The sequence below is a fragment of the Bacillus cereus genome (assembly GCF_015071065.1).
Lineage (GTDB): Bacteria > Bacillota > Bacilli > Bacillales > Bacillaceae_G > Bacillus_A > Bacillus_A cereus_BA.
The window spans coordinates 165,798-180,471 of sequence record NZ_VOVA01000005.1; the positions used below are offsets into that span (position 1 = coordinate 165,798).

The window sequence follows — 14,674 nt, forward strand, 5'->3', positions numbered from 1 at the left end:
GCACTCCCTTTCTTTTTATTATATAGAAAAAGAAAAGGAGGCAGAAGTATTTTTTAAACAATTGATTTAGTAGACACATTCGCTTCCATTTTACGTTTTGAAATTACATAATAAAAAGCAATCCCTAATGATAGGATCAATATACAGCTTAGTACGTAAAACAGGATCATTACCCCTGCTTTAGATACGCCTGCCGTAAACAACATTAATAATACAATTCGAATTCCTGTACCAATTAATCGAAATAAGCTGTCCACACGTCCCATTACTTCATTTGGGATTTCTTCCATCATCAATACATTTCTCGCCACTCTTGTTCCAGCATTTCCAATCGCATGAAAAATCGCAAGTCCATATAATAACATAATGGAAGGCTCAATAATCATTGCGGTAATTGAAATTACATAAATAACCATCGTCATAACGATTGAAATTTCTATTTTGACATATTTCATCATGATTGGAATACTTATTCCTGCAAGAACCGCTCCGACACCGTACATCATACCTTCAATTGCGTATACAGAGGCACTAGCTTTGAGTATATCTGAAATATATACTGGGATTAAATAATTTGCCATCATGACACCGATAAACGGCATATAAGTCGCTAGTAAAAACCAAAATAACTTAGGGCGCTTTTTCATAAAGTGAATTCCTTCGAACAATTGCTTCTTAAATGTTACTTTCCGTTTTACTTCTTTTTTCTTTACATACGGTATACATAAGAAAAGAAAAAATGCTCCTACAAAAGTTAACATATCCACTAAAAAGATCCATTTCAAAGAAATAATCTCAATTAAAAAGCTAGCAGCCGCTCCTGAAATAACTTGCGTTAATTGTCCTTGTATCTCCATCGTGCCACTTAAACTTTTATAATGTTCAGATTGAAATATTTCTTGGTTGAATGCAAAAATTGTAGGATAGAATAATAGATAATAGAAAGAACCTGCTATATAAATAATGATGTAATGAATAGAATTGTATGATTGCCCAGCAAATCCCCAAATAGCCATCATTCCTATAATCGCTATCCCAATACCTTCGTTACATAACAACAAAGATTTTCTTGAAAAACGATCTATACTTTGCCCAATAAATGGCGTTAATAAAAACATTATGAGAGTCGCAACGATAGAAACATAACCAAACGTTGTCTCTCCTCCACTTTCCTTAATTAACAACCACGGAATCGTTATCATAACAATCCCGGAACCAATAGCGGATAAACTATTGGCTCCTAGAATGTAATACAAGCGAGAATCATGATAAAGAGAGGACATATCACTCAACTCCTAATTGTTTTTTCACCTCTTTATATACGCTCATATATGCTTTTAATTCTTTAACTAAATCATGAATTAATGGTTTTGCATCTTCTCCAAGTTCACTATCTTGCACATGTAATCCATCAAGCACGACTTGTTTTGGAATTGCGTTTGCGTAAACACCTCTAGCGACAGTGCGCATACTATTTAATGCGTTTATTCCCCCTTTACCTCCTCCAGCAACTGCTAGTAATGCGACGGGCTTATGGATGAATTCACTGCTACTTAAGTAATCTAACGAATTTTTCAGCGCTCCGCTCATCGCATTATGATATTCTGGTGTACATAGTACTACACCGTCTGCTGCTTTCACTAAAGCTTTTAATTTTTTAACTGCTTCCAATTCACGTTGTGATTCTTCCCCATTATATAAAGGCAATTCCGCTACTGCTAAATCGTATAACTCCCCTTCAAATTGCTCTGCAATATATTTTGCCACGACGCGAGTTCTACCGAATTTTCTTGGTGTACCGTTAATAACGACTAGTTTCATAATTATTTCTCCCCTTTGTTTTCAAGTTATATTTATATATTATCAGAAATTTCTATACAAAATACAGTAAAAAGGGGTAATAGCTTTCATAAAATAGTATGAGAAATAAAAAAGAACTCATACTTTCGTATGAGTTTCACAAAACTAATATTCCCTATTTTTTCACAACCTCATGTCCACCGAATTGATTACGAAGTGCAGAAACCACTTTTCCGTGGAATGTATCATCTTCTTGTGAACGGTAGCGCATAAATAATGACATTGCGATTACTGGTGCTGCAGCTTGTAATTCAAGCGCAGTTTCAACAGTCCATCTCCCTTCTCCTGAAGAGTTCATTACACCTTTAATACCATCAAGTTTCGGATCATCTGCAAATGCCTTTTCAGTTAAGTCCATTAACCAACCACGGATAACTGATCCATTTGCCCATACTTTTGCAACATCTTCATAATTGAAATCAAAATCACTTTTATCTAACACTTCAAATCCTTCAGCGATTGCTTGCATCATTCCATATTCAATACCGTTATGAACCATTTTTAAGAAATGGCCACTTCCAACGCGGCCTGCATAAGAATAACCGTTTTCTACTGCTAAGTCTTTAAATAAAGGTTCTAGTTGATCATAAATTTCTTTTTCTCCACCAACCATTAAGCACGCACCGTATCTAGCTCCTTCCACACCGCCTGATGTACCAATATCTACGTAATGTAAGCCAAAGCTTTTCGCTTCTTCAGCACGACGCAACGTATCCTTATAGAATGAATTTCCACCTTCAATAACGATATCGCCTTCCTCTAATAATGGATATACATCTTTTAGTACTGACTCGACAACTTCTCCTGCAGGTACCATTACCCAAATTGTACGAGGTGCTTCTAGTTCAGCAATCATTTCTTTTAACGTATGACGAGCAGTAATCCCTAATTCCCCTGCCTTTTCAACAAGCTCATTATTTACATCGTATACAACTACTTCATGCTTGTCTTCATGTAAGTGTTCAGCTAATGGGAATCCCATTTTTCCTAATCCAATTAAACCTAGTTTCATATTAATCAATCTCCCATTCTATACAAATATATTTAATAACGAAATTAGCCCAAGTGCTACAACAGATAATATTGTCTCCATTGCAGTCCATGTTAATAATGTTTCTTTCACAGTCATTCCGAAATACTCTTTAATCATCCAAAATCCAGAATCATTTACATGCGATAAAATTAATGACCCTGCACCTGTTGAAAGTGCCAGTAACTCTACATTAACTCCTGGTGTACTTGCTGCAATCGGTGCTACTATTCCTGCTGCTGTCATCATGGAAACAGTAGCAGAGCCCGTCGCGATTCGGATAAGTGCAGCAATTCCCCAACCTAATAATATCGGTGAAATATGCGATTCTTTCGCCATCTCCGCAATTGTAGTTCCGATCCCAGAATCTAATAACACTTTATTAAATGCGCCGCCTGCACCGATAACTAACAGTATGTTTGCAATTGGGCCTAAACAATCATTTGTAACTTGTAAGACTTTGTCTTTAGAAAACCCTTTTGCATAGCCAAGACTAAAGAAAGAATATATCGTTGCAATTAATAATGCCACTATTGGATCTCCAATAAAATGCAATACTTGTGCAAGTTGGCTTGTTTTATTTAATGCTACTTCCGCTATCGATGCACCTAGCATAAGAAATACTGGAAGTAAAATAGTAAACAATGTATTTCCGAAGCTAGGAAGTTCCTTCTTCTTATCTCTTTCAATAAATTGCTCCGCTATATCTAACGGTACTTCTTTATGTATACGAGCACCAATCCATTTCCCGTAAAGCGGACCTGCAATTATTGCAGTTGGAAGTCCGACAATTAATGCATACAAAATTGTCTTCCCTACATCTGCTTTAAATATCCCTACCGCTGCCATAGCTGCTGGATGCGGTGGAACAAGTCCGTGTACAACCGAAAGACCTGCTACTAGCGGAATACCGATTGTAATAAGTGATACCCCTGTTTCTAACGCAATTGTAAATACTAACGGAATTAATAGTACAAATCCAACTTGGAAAAATACCGGAATCCCTACTATAAATGCAACGAACATCATTGCCCAGTGAACACGCTTTTTCCCAAAACGTCCAATTAATGTGTTAGCAATTCGTTCAGCACCGCCAGACTCAGCCATCATTTTTCCAAGCATTGTTCCTAAAGCTAAAACAATCGCCAAAAACCCTAACGTATTACCAAGACCTAATTTAATAGAATCGATAATCCCTGGATGTTGTGGTGAAGTTCCAATTAAGGGCATCCCCATTGCTAGCCCTACACCGATTGCTGTTAAAATTAACGCGACAAATGGATGCCATTTTACTACCGTAATTAGTAAAAGTAATATGACAACAGCCGCTAGTACGATTCCAACTACCATTTCTCCCAATCCCCCTATTGTTTACGTTGGAAAGCAGCTATACAATCAAATTCTTCTTTCAAACGATTGTAAAGTCGTTCATACATATAAAACATCTCTAAATATAAAGCCGTATTTTCTTTATTCGGTACATGGTGATGGACAATATCAATCCAATCCTTCACCTCTTCAAGCGAATCAATTTTCCCAATTGCATACAAAGCAAGTGCCGCTGCCCCAAGCGCAGATGCTTCATGACTTTCTGGAACAAGTAATTCTTTCCCCATCATGTCAGATAACATTTGTCTCCAAAATGCAGATTTCGCAAAGCCTCCTGAAACACGTATTTCAGTAAGTGGCCCTGTACAATCTCGAATGGCAAGTGCTACTGAATACACACTCATACAAACACCTTCCATAACTGCTCGTATAAAATGTTCTCGTTTATGCTGAAGGTTTATGCCGAAGAATGTACCACGAGCATTTGCATTCCAGTAAGGTGCACGTTCCCCAGATAAAAACGGTAAAAATAGCAATCCTTCTGCTCCAGCTGGTACACTTTCTGCATACTTAATTAATAAATCATAAGGATCAATCCCAAGCTTCCTTGCAACTTCTTGCTCTGGACTACCGAATTCATCACGTAGCCATCTTAATAAAATCCCGCCATTATTCGTCGGTCCACCGATTACCCAGTGCTCATCTGTTAATGCGTAACAAAAAGTTCTTCCTTTTTCATCTGTATTAACACTTGATGAAATTGTTCGAACCGCACCACTTGTCCCAATCGTAATTGCAGCTGAGCCAGGTGATATAGCACCGACACCTACATTTGCAAGAACACCATCACTTGCACCAATAACAACTGGAGTATCCTCACAAATCCCCATCTTTTGTGCTAATTCCGGCTTCATTCCCGATAAAATATATGTAGTTGGTACAGGTGTTGATAATTGTTCTGGTGACATATTTAACATAGTTAAAACATCTTCATCCCAGTTTAATGTCTCTAAATTAAATAACCCTGTAGCAGATGCGATAGAATAATCAACTACATAGCGTGAGAACAGTTGATAAATGACATACTCTTTAATAGAAATAAATTTATGAGCAGTTCTGAATAAATCCGTTTCTTCTTCTTTCATCCACAGTAATTTAGAAAGTGGTGACATCGGATGAATTGGTGTACCAGTTCTTCTATAAATGTCATGACCATTCATTTGTTGTAAGAGCTTTTCTGATTGTTTTGTGCTTCGATTATCTGCCCAAATGATAGAGCGCGTTAACGGCGCACCGTTTTCATCTACTGCAATTAAGGCATGCATTGCTGTACTAATCCCGATAGAAGAAATATCTTCCGGTAATACATTACCCCTCTCAATGGCAACGCTTACAGTTTTGTATACAGCAGCACATATTACATCAGGATCTTGCTCCGCCCATCCGACGTTCGGTTGAATGATTGGATAATCAATTGCATGTGAAGCAACGACTTTTCCTTTTTCAGTGAATACAACCGTCTTCGTACTAGTGGTACCGATGTCAATCCCGATTACTCTCCCCCTTGTTTCCATGCGAACCTTCCCTTCGTTTCTAGCAAAATTAGATCTAGTAAACCGTTTACATGAATTAGTATATAAAATATTTTTTCATAAATCAAGTTTTACAAAGAAAATTTTTTTCATCATTAAATGCAAACCTCTCATTCCATTTCACTTACATACTACATTTAGCTTTTCCGTGCGGTAAAGTTGCGTTATATTCGTTACGCAACACACTCTTTTTCTTTCATTAACAACACATACATAGTCCTCCACACGTTCTACTCATTTGCATGAAAAAGGAGCTAAAAAGCAATATTCATTATTAGGGGGCACGTGACATCACCATCAAGCTAAGAAAAGCAACTACCTCCACAATGGGAATTTTGTGCATTTTGCTCTTTTTTATTGTTTTAGGTTCCTTAGACCTTTTATCTTGATAGACATAGAGCGCGGGTCCCTACTATCACTTTGTTAACTTGTAAATATATGTTCCATACTATAAAATCTAATAGTATTTATATTTTTCAGAAAAATAAAACAATAATACGAACTTTATTGTATAATGTTGTAAAAAGATGTCGGAGGGATTTAATGTTAAATAAAATATCTCAATTCACAATAAAGCTTTCATCGATTCTTTTATCACTCTTACTATTATTAAATTTACCTTATTTATTTATCACTCAACAAGGATTTACCTTTCAACCAATTCATTTTTTTAATCAGATCGTTACTATGTTAAAACAGGTTTTCTCCCCTGAATCATTAGTAGTTATAGGATCAGACCCGAAATTTGGTAGTTTCAAAAAAATACCATTATTTCCAACTGTTTTAGAACCTTACATATATTCATTTACTGTATTATTTTTAGCCTTTTTTCTTGCGCTCTTTATATCATCTAGTATGGCATTTTTTTATTTTTTAGCAAAAGATTATATAAAAAAATGGATAAACCGATTTGTGTTTATATTAGAAGCTGTCCCTGATATGATGATGATGATTTGTTTGCAAATGTTTTTCATATGGGTACTTCAGAAATTCGGGGAATCTCCTGTCACCATTATTTCTTTTAATGAAAATCGAGCTTATTTACTCCCTATTTTATCTTTAGCGGTCTTACCTACATTACAAATGTTTCGGATGATGGTGTTATACATAAAAGAAGAACATAGAAAACAATATGTAGAGGTTGCATATGGAAAAGGCCTTTCATCAAGTTATATACTGAGGATTCATTTATTCAAAAATATATCTATCCACTTCTTCCACCATTTAAAAACAATTTTTGTTTTCTTACTTTCTAACTTGTTCATTTTAGAATTTGTTTTTAATATGCAAGGCATTATTCAATTTTTATTTAGGAAGGCGTTTATTTCACCTCCTGCTGCATTTATCATACTTGTCATGATTATTTTACCGTTTTATACCCTTTTCCAAATAATCTCTTTTATGATGAACAGATGGCAACAGCAATTGAAAGGAGTAGCTCTATGAAATCTATTTGGAAATCCAAACGCTTTTTAATCGGTTTTACTTATCTTTTCATACTTATTTCAGCTAGCTTTATTTATAGTTGGTTCTTTAAAGATAACATCCCAAAACCTCCTCAGTTACTTTACAATGACAATAACGAATTACTTGGAAAGGCCCCCTTTCCACCATCGTTAATGCCTCCTTTTGGAACTGATCGTTTTGGAGAGTCTGTTTTCTTACAAATTGTAGAAGGAGCAAAATTCACCATTTTATTTGCCGTAGCAATTAGCTTCCTTCGAATTTTATGCGGAACATGTATAGGAATCTTCTTAAGTTTATATGCTCCAAAATTCAAGAGATTTTTCCAGTCATGCTCAGAAGTTTTTTATTACATCCCAACTCTATTTATCGCTTTCATACTCATCACGCCCGTTAATATTGTAATCATATCAAATGCTGATAGATTAGATCCAAATATTTCATTTATGTTTTATCAAGTACTCGTACTTATTTTCGTCGCTCTGCCTACACTTTCTTTATATATATCCTCAGAGGTTGATGAATTTATGAAACGGGATTACATTTCAAGTTCACAATTAATGGGTGCTAGCCGTTTTCATATTATAAAAAAACACTTACGAGTCTTATTGCTTGACCGCATATTTGTGTTATTTATGGAACATATTGTCCAAACACTCATACTCATTATCCATTTAGCGTTGCTTGACATTGTAATTGGCGGGGTACAAATGCGAGAAATGAATCAAGGTGAATACAAACCTGTTTCTCTATCTAATGACTGGGCAGGCCTTATTGGATTAAATCGTTATGAAATGAATCTTTCATGGTGGATTATTTTTTATACTCTCGTTTCATTCTTTATTACGATTCTTTTTATTAAGCTTATGACAATCGGGATTCAAGATGCACTGAAAGCAAGAGATTCGCAAGTTGTAGCAATTCAATCCGTTCCAGATCATAAAAAATTTGTTAAACATAAAGATTCTTTTTCGTTTGCAAATAAATTGAACCTTTAATCATTTCTCATCAATCGGGCATTAATCGGCATTGATATTAGTGGAATATAAAGAAGATGATCCCTGTTGGAATACAGGGATCATCTTCTGAATGCCGTCTAACTTTTTTTAATGTCCTTTGCTAGACTCATGCTTTTTATATTTAAAGTGAATTATTTGCAATCACAATTATGCTGTTTAAAATCGATTACCATACGTCCTTGAATTCTACCTTGTTCCATTTCTTCGAATACACCTTGTACTTCATCTAAAGGACAAGTTTGAACAACCGGCACTACTTTTCCTTCTGCACCGAACATAAATGCCTCCTCTAGATCCTTACGAGTACCTACTAGAGAGCCAACTACTTCAATTCCGTCTAGTACAAGTCGGGGAATGTTTAAATCCATAGTTTCTACTGGTAAACCTACCGCAACTACTTTACCGCAGGCACGTACTGCATCAACCGCTGAGTTGAATGCTACTTTAGAAACGGCTGTTACTACAGCAGCATATGCCCCACCAAACTCCTCTTGAACAATCTTATCAGCTGTACCTTGAGTAATTGGGTTGATAGTCATATCGGCACCAACCTCTTTTGCCAAGGCTAATTTGTCGTCATTAATATCTACTGCAATTACCTTTGCACCAAATACATTTTTAGCATATTGGATCGCTAGGTTACCCAATCCACCACAACCATAGATTACGATAGGTTGACCAGGTTTAATGTCTGATACTTTAATAGCTTTATATGTAGTTACGCCTGCACATGTAATAGATGATGCTTGAGCAGGATCTAATCCTTCTGGTACTTTCACTGCATAATCAGCTGTAACGATACATTGTTCCGCCATACCACCATCTACTGAATAACCAGCATTTTTAACTTCACGACAGAATGTTTCTCTACCAGTTACGCAATATTCACAACGTCCACAAGATTGGAACATCCATGCAATACTTACACGGTCACCAAGCTTAAGTGAAGTAACATCATCAGCAAGTTTAGTAACAATACCTACACCCTCATGGCCAAGAATACGACCGTCCGTGTTCCCAAAATCATGATTTGCAACGTGTAAATCAGTGTGGCAAACTCCACAATACTCTACATCTACTAACGCTTCGCCTGAGCGTAACGGACGTAATTCTTTTTCAATCACTTCGATGTTCGATTTGCTGTTTTTATTAACCACTACTGCTTTCATATGTGATCTCCCCTTTAGTGTTTTAGAGTTTTAGTGAGTTCATCTCACAACTACTGTCCTCACTATTTCGGCTAATTATTGCACCAAATTTAAATGTTCAATCATCATTACAGGTTCATCATAACATGGGATTTTATAAACAAATTGCGAAATATTGAACAATATTTGAATTATTACTCAAATGTTTTTTTGATTTTATATGCAAAGAATATAGAGGTTTTAAAAATGAATATAAGTAAGTGGTATATTTCTCTGCGCAATTAGAACAACTAGATTTCAAGGATACATCAACAGACTATTCACCAATATAAAAAGCCCTTCATTTGAAGGGCTTTTTATATTCGCTTCATCGAAATTGTTTCACGTATACTTTGTAAATTTTGCAACGTTTCTTCTTGGCGTTGTAATGATAAACCAACGTATAAAGTATCTAACAAACTTAACTGCGCTAATCTTGATGAACTTGCTTCTGTACGAAATTCAGTCTCACGCGTCGAAGTATATAACGTTATATGAGCAAGTTGGCTTAATGCCGATTTTTGATAGCTCGTAATCGCAATAATTTTGGCTCCTCTTGTTTTCGCTACTTCTAATGCTTCAAGTAATCCTTTATTACTGCCCGAATGAGAAATTGCAATGACCACTGCTTCTTTTGTCAGCAAGCCAGCTCCCATAATTTGAAAATGAGAATCCGTATGAGCAATACAAGAAATACCCGTTCTCATAAACTTATGATAAGCATCCATCGCAATAATACCCGACCCACCATTTCCATAAAACTCAATTCGTTTCGCTTCATTCAGCGTATTTACTGCCTGTTCCAACCCGTTATCATTTAACAAATGCAATGTATCTTGCAGTCCTGTAATATGTGAATGAAAAACTTTTTTAGCAACAGTGACCATATTATCTTCTACCGATACTTCCTCATGAATATTTTGCATCGGGGTATGTACAATCTCACGAGCTAATGTAATTTTCAAGTCTTGAAACCCTTGAAAACCTAGGTGTTTGCATAAGCGGAATATCGTTGCTTCGGAACTATTCGTAACTTCCGCTAATTCCGTAATCGATTTATGTACAACATCTTGTGGATGTTTCAAAATATGTTCGGCAATACTTCGTAATTTCGGTGATAAACCATTTACCGAAGCCTGAATCTTTCCAATCCCACTTTTTGTACCAGGCATAGCGTATCTTCCCCTTCCATAGTAGCTTTATCCCGTATTAACGGGCAGTAAGACCCCCACCTCAAAATTCGGCGAATGCAAGAGAGTTAGGTGGGAGATCCACTGCCCGTAAAAGCCCGATTGGTTCAACTAATAATCAGTGAGGATGGACAACCCCCACTGATTATAGTTTCACTTTATTGTACCTAATTATTGAAAGAAGAAAAACCTCTATTTGGCGCATCACTATACATTTTATTTGCTCCTATGTATTCTACCGTAACATATGACACAATTATTCATACTTATTTCTAGTTTTCCCCATGCTTTACTGCGTATAATGCAGCTTGTGTGCGGTCATCTACTTCCAATTTAGCCAATACGTTAGAAACATGTGTTTTAACCGTTTGTTCTGTAATATAAAGCTCCGCTGCAATTTCCTTATTACTTCTTCCTTTCGCAATTTCACGAAGTACTTCTTGCTCCCTTTTCGTTAACATAGAAAAAGGATTTTCTTTTTCTTTCTTGACTGCTGGTCGCCCTAATAACGCAGGTGTTACCTTTGGATGAAAATTCGCAGTTCCTTGATATACCGCAACAATTGACGCAACGAGTTGATCTGGCTGCACCTCTTTTAATTGATAACCATCTGCCCCAGCTTCTAATGCTGGTAAAACGTAATCTTGTTCTGAAAAACTACTGAGCATAAGAATTTTTATTGTTTCATCATATTGTTTTATACGTTTTGTCGCTTCAATACCGTCCATTATAGGCATTGATATATCCATTAATACTACATCTGGCCTTTCTGTTTGGACAAATGTTAATGCTTCTTCACCATTTCCTGCTTCCCCAATAATTTCAAATTCTTCTCTCGTCTTCAAAAAGAATATGAGTCCCCTTCGAACGATATGATGATCTTCTACAAGTAATAATTTAATTTTCACTGACGTTCTCCCTCTCAAACTGGTAATTGAATTTCTATCTTTGTCCCCTTTTCCGGTTCTGCTTTTATTCGAAAAATTCCCCTCATTAATTCAATTCGTTCTTTCATACTTTTCAAACCAAGTGCTGACTCTCTTACTTGATCCTGTATAAATCCTATTCCGTTATCTTCTATGTAAAAGTGCAGCTTATTATCTTCAATCCTTAAATGAACACATACTTTTTCACACGAAGCATGCTTTTTACAATTATGTAATGCCTCTTGGCTTATACGCCATAAAACTTCTTCTATTTCATCTTCAATTAAAACCATTCCATCAATTCGAACTTCCACTTGAATCCCTAACAGTTTTCCATAATTTTGAATCGCTTCTGCTAAACCTTTTTCTAATCCTTCAGGTCTTAATTGCCAAATTAATAACGTCATCTCTTGTAATGCTTCCTGTGATAATTCTCCAATATAACTTAACATCTCTTGCAAATCTCTATCTTGCGTCATATTTAGAGTCCCTTTCGCTGTTAGCATAATTGAAAATAACAATTGTTTAACGGAATCATGTAGGTCACGTGCCAATCGATTTCTTTCAGCTACAACTACGTATTTACGTTCTTTTTCCACTAACTGCATACGTTGTATTGTCGTTCCAATTTGAAACGCAATTGATTCTAATAATGCTAATTCTTCCTCTGAAAAATGTGTTTTTTGAGGCGAGGCCACATTTAATAGACCGAATTTCTCTGATCCAGCTCGCAGAGGAATTGTCGCATGATGTGTAACGTCTTCTGTTTCACCCCAATTACATTCAATCGCATCTTCAATACGTTTACATTCAATAATATTTGTCGCTTTTTCCAATCTCCCATTCACAAAACGTTCTACGCACCAACAGTCACCTTCACACATCGGTTTTTTTTCTTGCCATGTAAGAGCTGGCGGTAAGTTTTTGTCTACAAGCATACGATGCTTTCCTCTTTCATCAATAAAGAATATCCACCCTGTTTGTAAATTCATAACTTGTAATAATGTATGTAGTACTTTTTCTAACATTTCCTGCAAGTTTGTTGCTTCATTTAGTAATTCAGCAATTTCTTTTAATGCTTCTAAACGATGCATCTCTTTTTCTTCAAAGTTCATTCTCATCACCAATTACTATTATAACATTAAGAAATTTCTAAATTCCACAAACAAAAAAGAGCACAATTCTCGCTACAGAATTGCGCCCAGGTGCAACAGTTACTTTTTTAGGAGAGATTATTTAATCCCATAAAGCTCATCGAAATCTATCGATCTACAAACCCGAATTGTAAATATACTTTCCAATCACGCCTCACGAACTGACCTTGGATCTCCAATCAACTAATTTTCTTTACCTGTCTGGCAAAAACTGATTTCCATGGGTGTCCTGTAATTTTTCAGTGGTAACGAACATGTTCGCTGCTGGCATTTGTACTTGATTTTTATGGAATATATACATTAGTTCAAACCTTACTTGCCTTGAGGTTTCAAAATAATCTTCTGGCCTAATCAAACCTGTAATACAAAATTCATATCCAACATATTTAAGGTTAGGATTTAAGTCTGTAACACCAACATATTTAAATGGTTCAACAACCTCATCTTCTACTCTATAAAGACTTGGAGCCAACTTTTCATTACACATAACACAGACCTCTTCTAACAATTCCTTAACCCTTATAGGATCTTCCTGATAACTTACAGTAATCCGTTCAATTACTCGCATCCATCCTTTATTAAAATTTTGTATCGTTCTAATCTCTCCGTGTGGTATGGTAAGGAGTTTTCCTGACCATTCACGAATTTGCATAAAACGAATACTAATTTCCTCAATAGTTCCTGAATTTGTCCCGTTAAAAGTAACAAAATCGCCAACACGAAACTCTTTGTCCGCTAATCTTGCAAAGCCTAATATGACATCTTTTAGCATCTGTTGTGCAGCAAAACCAATGACAACTCCCGCTATCCCTGCACCTGCAATAATACTTTTTATATCTACAAATTGACTAATTAAATATATGATCAGACTGATGATAATTATATATCTAAAAATAGATCGAATTACACTTTGAATCGTCTGCTCTACCTCTTCATCAAAAAAGCTTGATTTTCTAAAAAACCAATCAATAATGCGGTTTATGACAAAAGAAATAATCATAAGAACTAAAGCAAATAGTAAAAACCTTAAAAGTAAAAACTCCCTTACATAATTAAAAAACTCTTCAGTATACGTTAATAAACTCATCCATCCACTTCCTTACTAATGAAAAATTCATACAGCGCTGCTTTATTGTAAATACGTATTTATCATCTCAACACTTGTTTTCGGAACATCTTTTATTCTGATCTTAAATCGTACTTTCTTAACTATGTATTTGTATTCATTGTTCATCTTCAACAATATAACCCTTTAATCAATCTTTCAACTTCAGATGTCCTTTTCTATTTACTATAACCCTTTTTAATCCCCTAAAGGGAGATTACAACAGAAATTTTTATAAACGACTTTCTTTTAAGTCCGCAATACTCACGTCGTTAAAAGGAATATATTCACATAGCACCGAATATTTCATTTGATACTTTTATTCTCACGGAGGTTACAAACAATGGGATATATCGAAGAACTAAGAGAAGCTGTTGGATCAAGACCACTCAACTTAGCAGGAGTTGCTGTAGCTGTTTTCAATGAACAAAGACAAATATTACTACAACAAAGACGAAATGGCATTTGGGGTGTTCCTGGAGGCTTTGTGGAGCTTGGTGAATCAACAGAAGAAGCTGGAAGACGAGAAGTACTTGAAGAAACAGGTATTGAAATTGGTACCCTTCAGTTAATAAGTGTATTTTCAGGTAAAGAATTTTTTGTGAAATTACCGAACGGAGATGAATTTTACCCTATAACAATCGCTTACCTTTGCAAAGACATTACAGGCGGCTTGTTAAAAGCTGATGGAGTCGAATCATTACATGTACAATTTTTTGATTTAAACCAACTACCAGAAAAAATTAGTCCTTTCATAAAAAAACTAATTCAGCAACAACTCATCTCAATTTAAACGTAAAAAAAGAGACCTTTTTGAA

Annotated in this window: 13 protein-coding genes; 3 read left to right on the forward strand and 10 right to left on the reverse strand. The window is 35.6% G+C overall.

All coding sequences use genetic code 11. The features are described 5' to 3' along the window. Positions 1-53 precede the first annotated feature (53 nt). The 5 genes from FT637_RS16240 to gntK all read right to left on the reverse strand — a co-directional run bounded on the left by FT637_RS16240 (position 54) and on the right by gntK (position 5,793). Entirely contained in the window at positions 54-1,283 is a 1,230-nt protein-coding gene (locus tag FT637_RS16240) for an MFS transporter (RefSeq protein WP_193647164.1), read from the reverse strand. Between the two features lies 1 nt (position 1,284). Beyond that, positions 1,285-1,821 (reverse strand): NADPH-dependent FMN reductase, encoded by a 537-nt coding sequence (locus tag FT637_RS16245; protein WP_002031805.1) that lies wholly within the window; start codon positions 1,819-1,821, stop codon positions 1,285-1,287. A 154-nt stretch (positions 1,822-1,975) separates the two neighbouring features. Further along, complete coding sequence (gene gnd / locus FT637_RS16250; RefSeq protein WP_002136122.1) at positions 1,976-2,872, reverse strand: phosphogluconate dehydrogenase (NAD(+)-dependent, decarboxylating); 897 nt, start codon at positions 2,870-2,872, stop codon at positions 1,976-1,978. A gap of 18 nt (positions 2,873-2,890) precedes the next feature. Then, positions 2,891-4,240 carry a GntP family permease gene (locus FT637_RS16255; protein ID WP_002136120.1) on the reverse strand — a complete coding sequence of 450 codons (1,350 nt, stop codon included), beginning with the start codon at positions 4,238-4,240 and terminating at the stop codon, positions 2,891-2,893. Positions 4,241-4,254: 14 nt separating this feature from the next. Beyond that, positions 4,255-5,793 (reverse strand): gluconokinase, encoded by a 1,539-nt coding sequence (gene gntK / locus FT637_RS16260; RefSeq protein ID WP_193647165.1) that lies wholly within the window; start codon positions 5,791-5,793, stop codon positions 4,255-4,257. Between the two features lie 561 nt (positions 5,794-6,354). Here gntK and FT637_RS16265 point away from each other — a divergent pair. Both FT637_RS16265 and FT637_RS16270 read left to right on the forward strand, forming a co-directional pair. After that, a complete protein-coding gene (locus tag FT637_RS16265) occupies positions 6,355-7,257 on the forward strand; it encodes an ABC transporter permease subunit (protein ID WP_193647166.1) in 903 nt (300 codons plus the stop codon). Beyond that, complete coding sequence (locus FT637_RS16270; protein WP_193647167.1) at positions 7,254-8,273, forward strand: ABC transporter permease; 1,020 nt, start codon at positions 7,254-7,256, stop codon at positions 8,271-8,273. The genes FT637_RS16265 and FT637_RS16270 overlap by 4 nt, the downstream gene beginning before the upstream one ends. Positions 8,274-8,425: 152 nt before the next feature. Here the strand turns inward: FT637_RS16270 and adhP are convergent, their stop codons facing one another. From adhP to FT637_RS16295, 5 genes are all read right to left on the reverse strand, one after another. Beyond that, a complete protein-coding gene (gene adhP, locus FT637_RS16275; RefSeq protein WP_193647168.1) occupies positions 8,426-9,463 on the reverse strand; it encodes an alcohol dehydrogenase AdhP in 1,038 nt (345 codons plus the stop codon). Positions 9,464-9,798: 335 nt separating this feature from the next. Continuing rightward, on the reverse strand, positions 9,799-10,653 hold the full coding sequence (locus tag FT637_RS16280) for a MurR/RpiR family transcriptional regulator (RefSeq protein ID WP_193647169.1): 855 nt from the start codon (positions 10,651-10,653) through the stop codon (positions 9,799-9,801). A 290-nt stretch (positions 10,654-10,943) separates the two neighbouring features. Further along, positions 10,944-11,579 carry a response regulator gene (locus FT637_RS16285; RefSeq protein WP_193647170.1) on the reverse strand — a complete coding sequence of 212 codons (636 nt, stop codon included), beginning with the start codon at positions 11,577-11,579 and terminating at the stop codon, positions 10,944-10,946. Positions 11,580-11,593: 14 nt separating this feature from the next. Beyond that, complete coding sequence (locus FT637_RS16290; protein WP_227493837.1) at positions 11,594-12,691, reverse strand: GAF domain-containing sensor histidine kinase; 1,098 nt, start codon at positions 12,689-12,691, stop codon at positions 11,594-11,596. A 253-nt stretch (positions 12,692-12,944) separates the two neighbouring features. Continuing rightward, a complete protein-coding gene (locus FT637_RS16295) occupies positions 12,945-13,838 on the reverse strand; it encodes a mechanosensitive ion channel family protein (protein ID WP_193647172.1) in 894 nt (297 codons plus the stop codon). A gap of 361 nt (positions 13,839-14,199) precedes the next feature. Here FT637_RS16295 and FT637_RS16300 point away from each other — a divergent pair, with 361 nt between their 5' ends. Further along, positions 14,200-14,649, forward strand: a complete 450-nt coding sequence (locus FT637_RS16300) for an NUDIX hydrolase (protein ID WP_193647173.1) — start codon at positions 14,200-14,202, stop codon at positions 14,647-14,649. Positions 14,650-14,674: the final 25 nt, after the last annotated feature.

What these genes read in the sequence shown, in the direction of transcription:
- FT637_RS16240 (WP_193647164.1), bottom strand. Translation starts at nt 1,283, where the DNA reads ATGTCCTCTCTTTATCATGATTCTCGCTTGTATTACATTCTAGGAGCC.
- FT637_RS16245 (WP_002031805.1), bottom strand. Translation starts at nt 1,821, where the DNA reads ATGAAACTAGTCGTTATTAACGGTACACCAAGAAAATTCGGTAGAACT.
- gnd (WP_002136122.1), bottom strand. Translation starts at nt 2,872, where the DNA reads ATGAAACTAGGTTTAATTGGATTAGGAAAAATGGGATTCCCATTAGCT.
- FT637_RS16255 (WP_002136120.1), bottom strand. Translation starts at nt 4,240, where the DNA reads ATGGTAGTTGGAATCGTACTAGCGGCTGTTGTCATATTACTTTTACTA.
- gntK (WP_193647165.1), bottom strand. Translation starts at nt 5,793, where the DNA reads ATGGAAACAAGGGGGAGAGTAATCGGGATTGACATCGGTACCACTAGT.
- FT637_RS16265 (WP_193647166.1), top strand. Translation starts at nt 6,355, where the DNA reads ATGTTAAATAAAATATCTCAATTCACAATAAAGCTTTCATCGATTCTT.
- FT637_RS16270 (WP_193647167.1), top strand. Translation starts at nt 7,254, where the DNA reads ATGAAATCTATTTGGAAATCCAAACGCTTTTTAATCGGTTTTACTTAT.
- adhP (WP_193647168.1), bottom strand. Translation starts at nt 9,463, where the DNA reads ATGAAAGCAGTAGTGGTTAATAAAAACAGCAAATCGAACATCGAAGTG.
- FT637_RS16280 (WP_193647169.1), bottom strand. Translation starts at nt 10,653, where the DNA reads ATGCCTGGTACAAAAAGTGGGATTGGAAAGATTCAGGCTTCGGTAAAT.
- FT637_RS16290 (WP_227493837.1), bottom strand. Translation starts at nt 12,691, where the DNA reads ATGCATCGTTTAGAAGCATTAAAAGAAATTGCTGAATTACTAAATGAA.
- FT637_RS16295 (WP_193647172.1), bottom strand. Translation starts at nt 13,838, where the DNA reads ATGAGTTTATTAACGTATACTGAAGAGTTTTTTAATTATGTAAGGGAG.
- FT637_RS16300 (WP_193647173.1), top strand. Translation starts at nt 14,200, where the DNA reads ATGGGATATATCGAAGAACTAAGAGAAGCTGTTGGATCAAGACCACTC.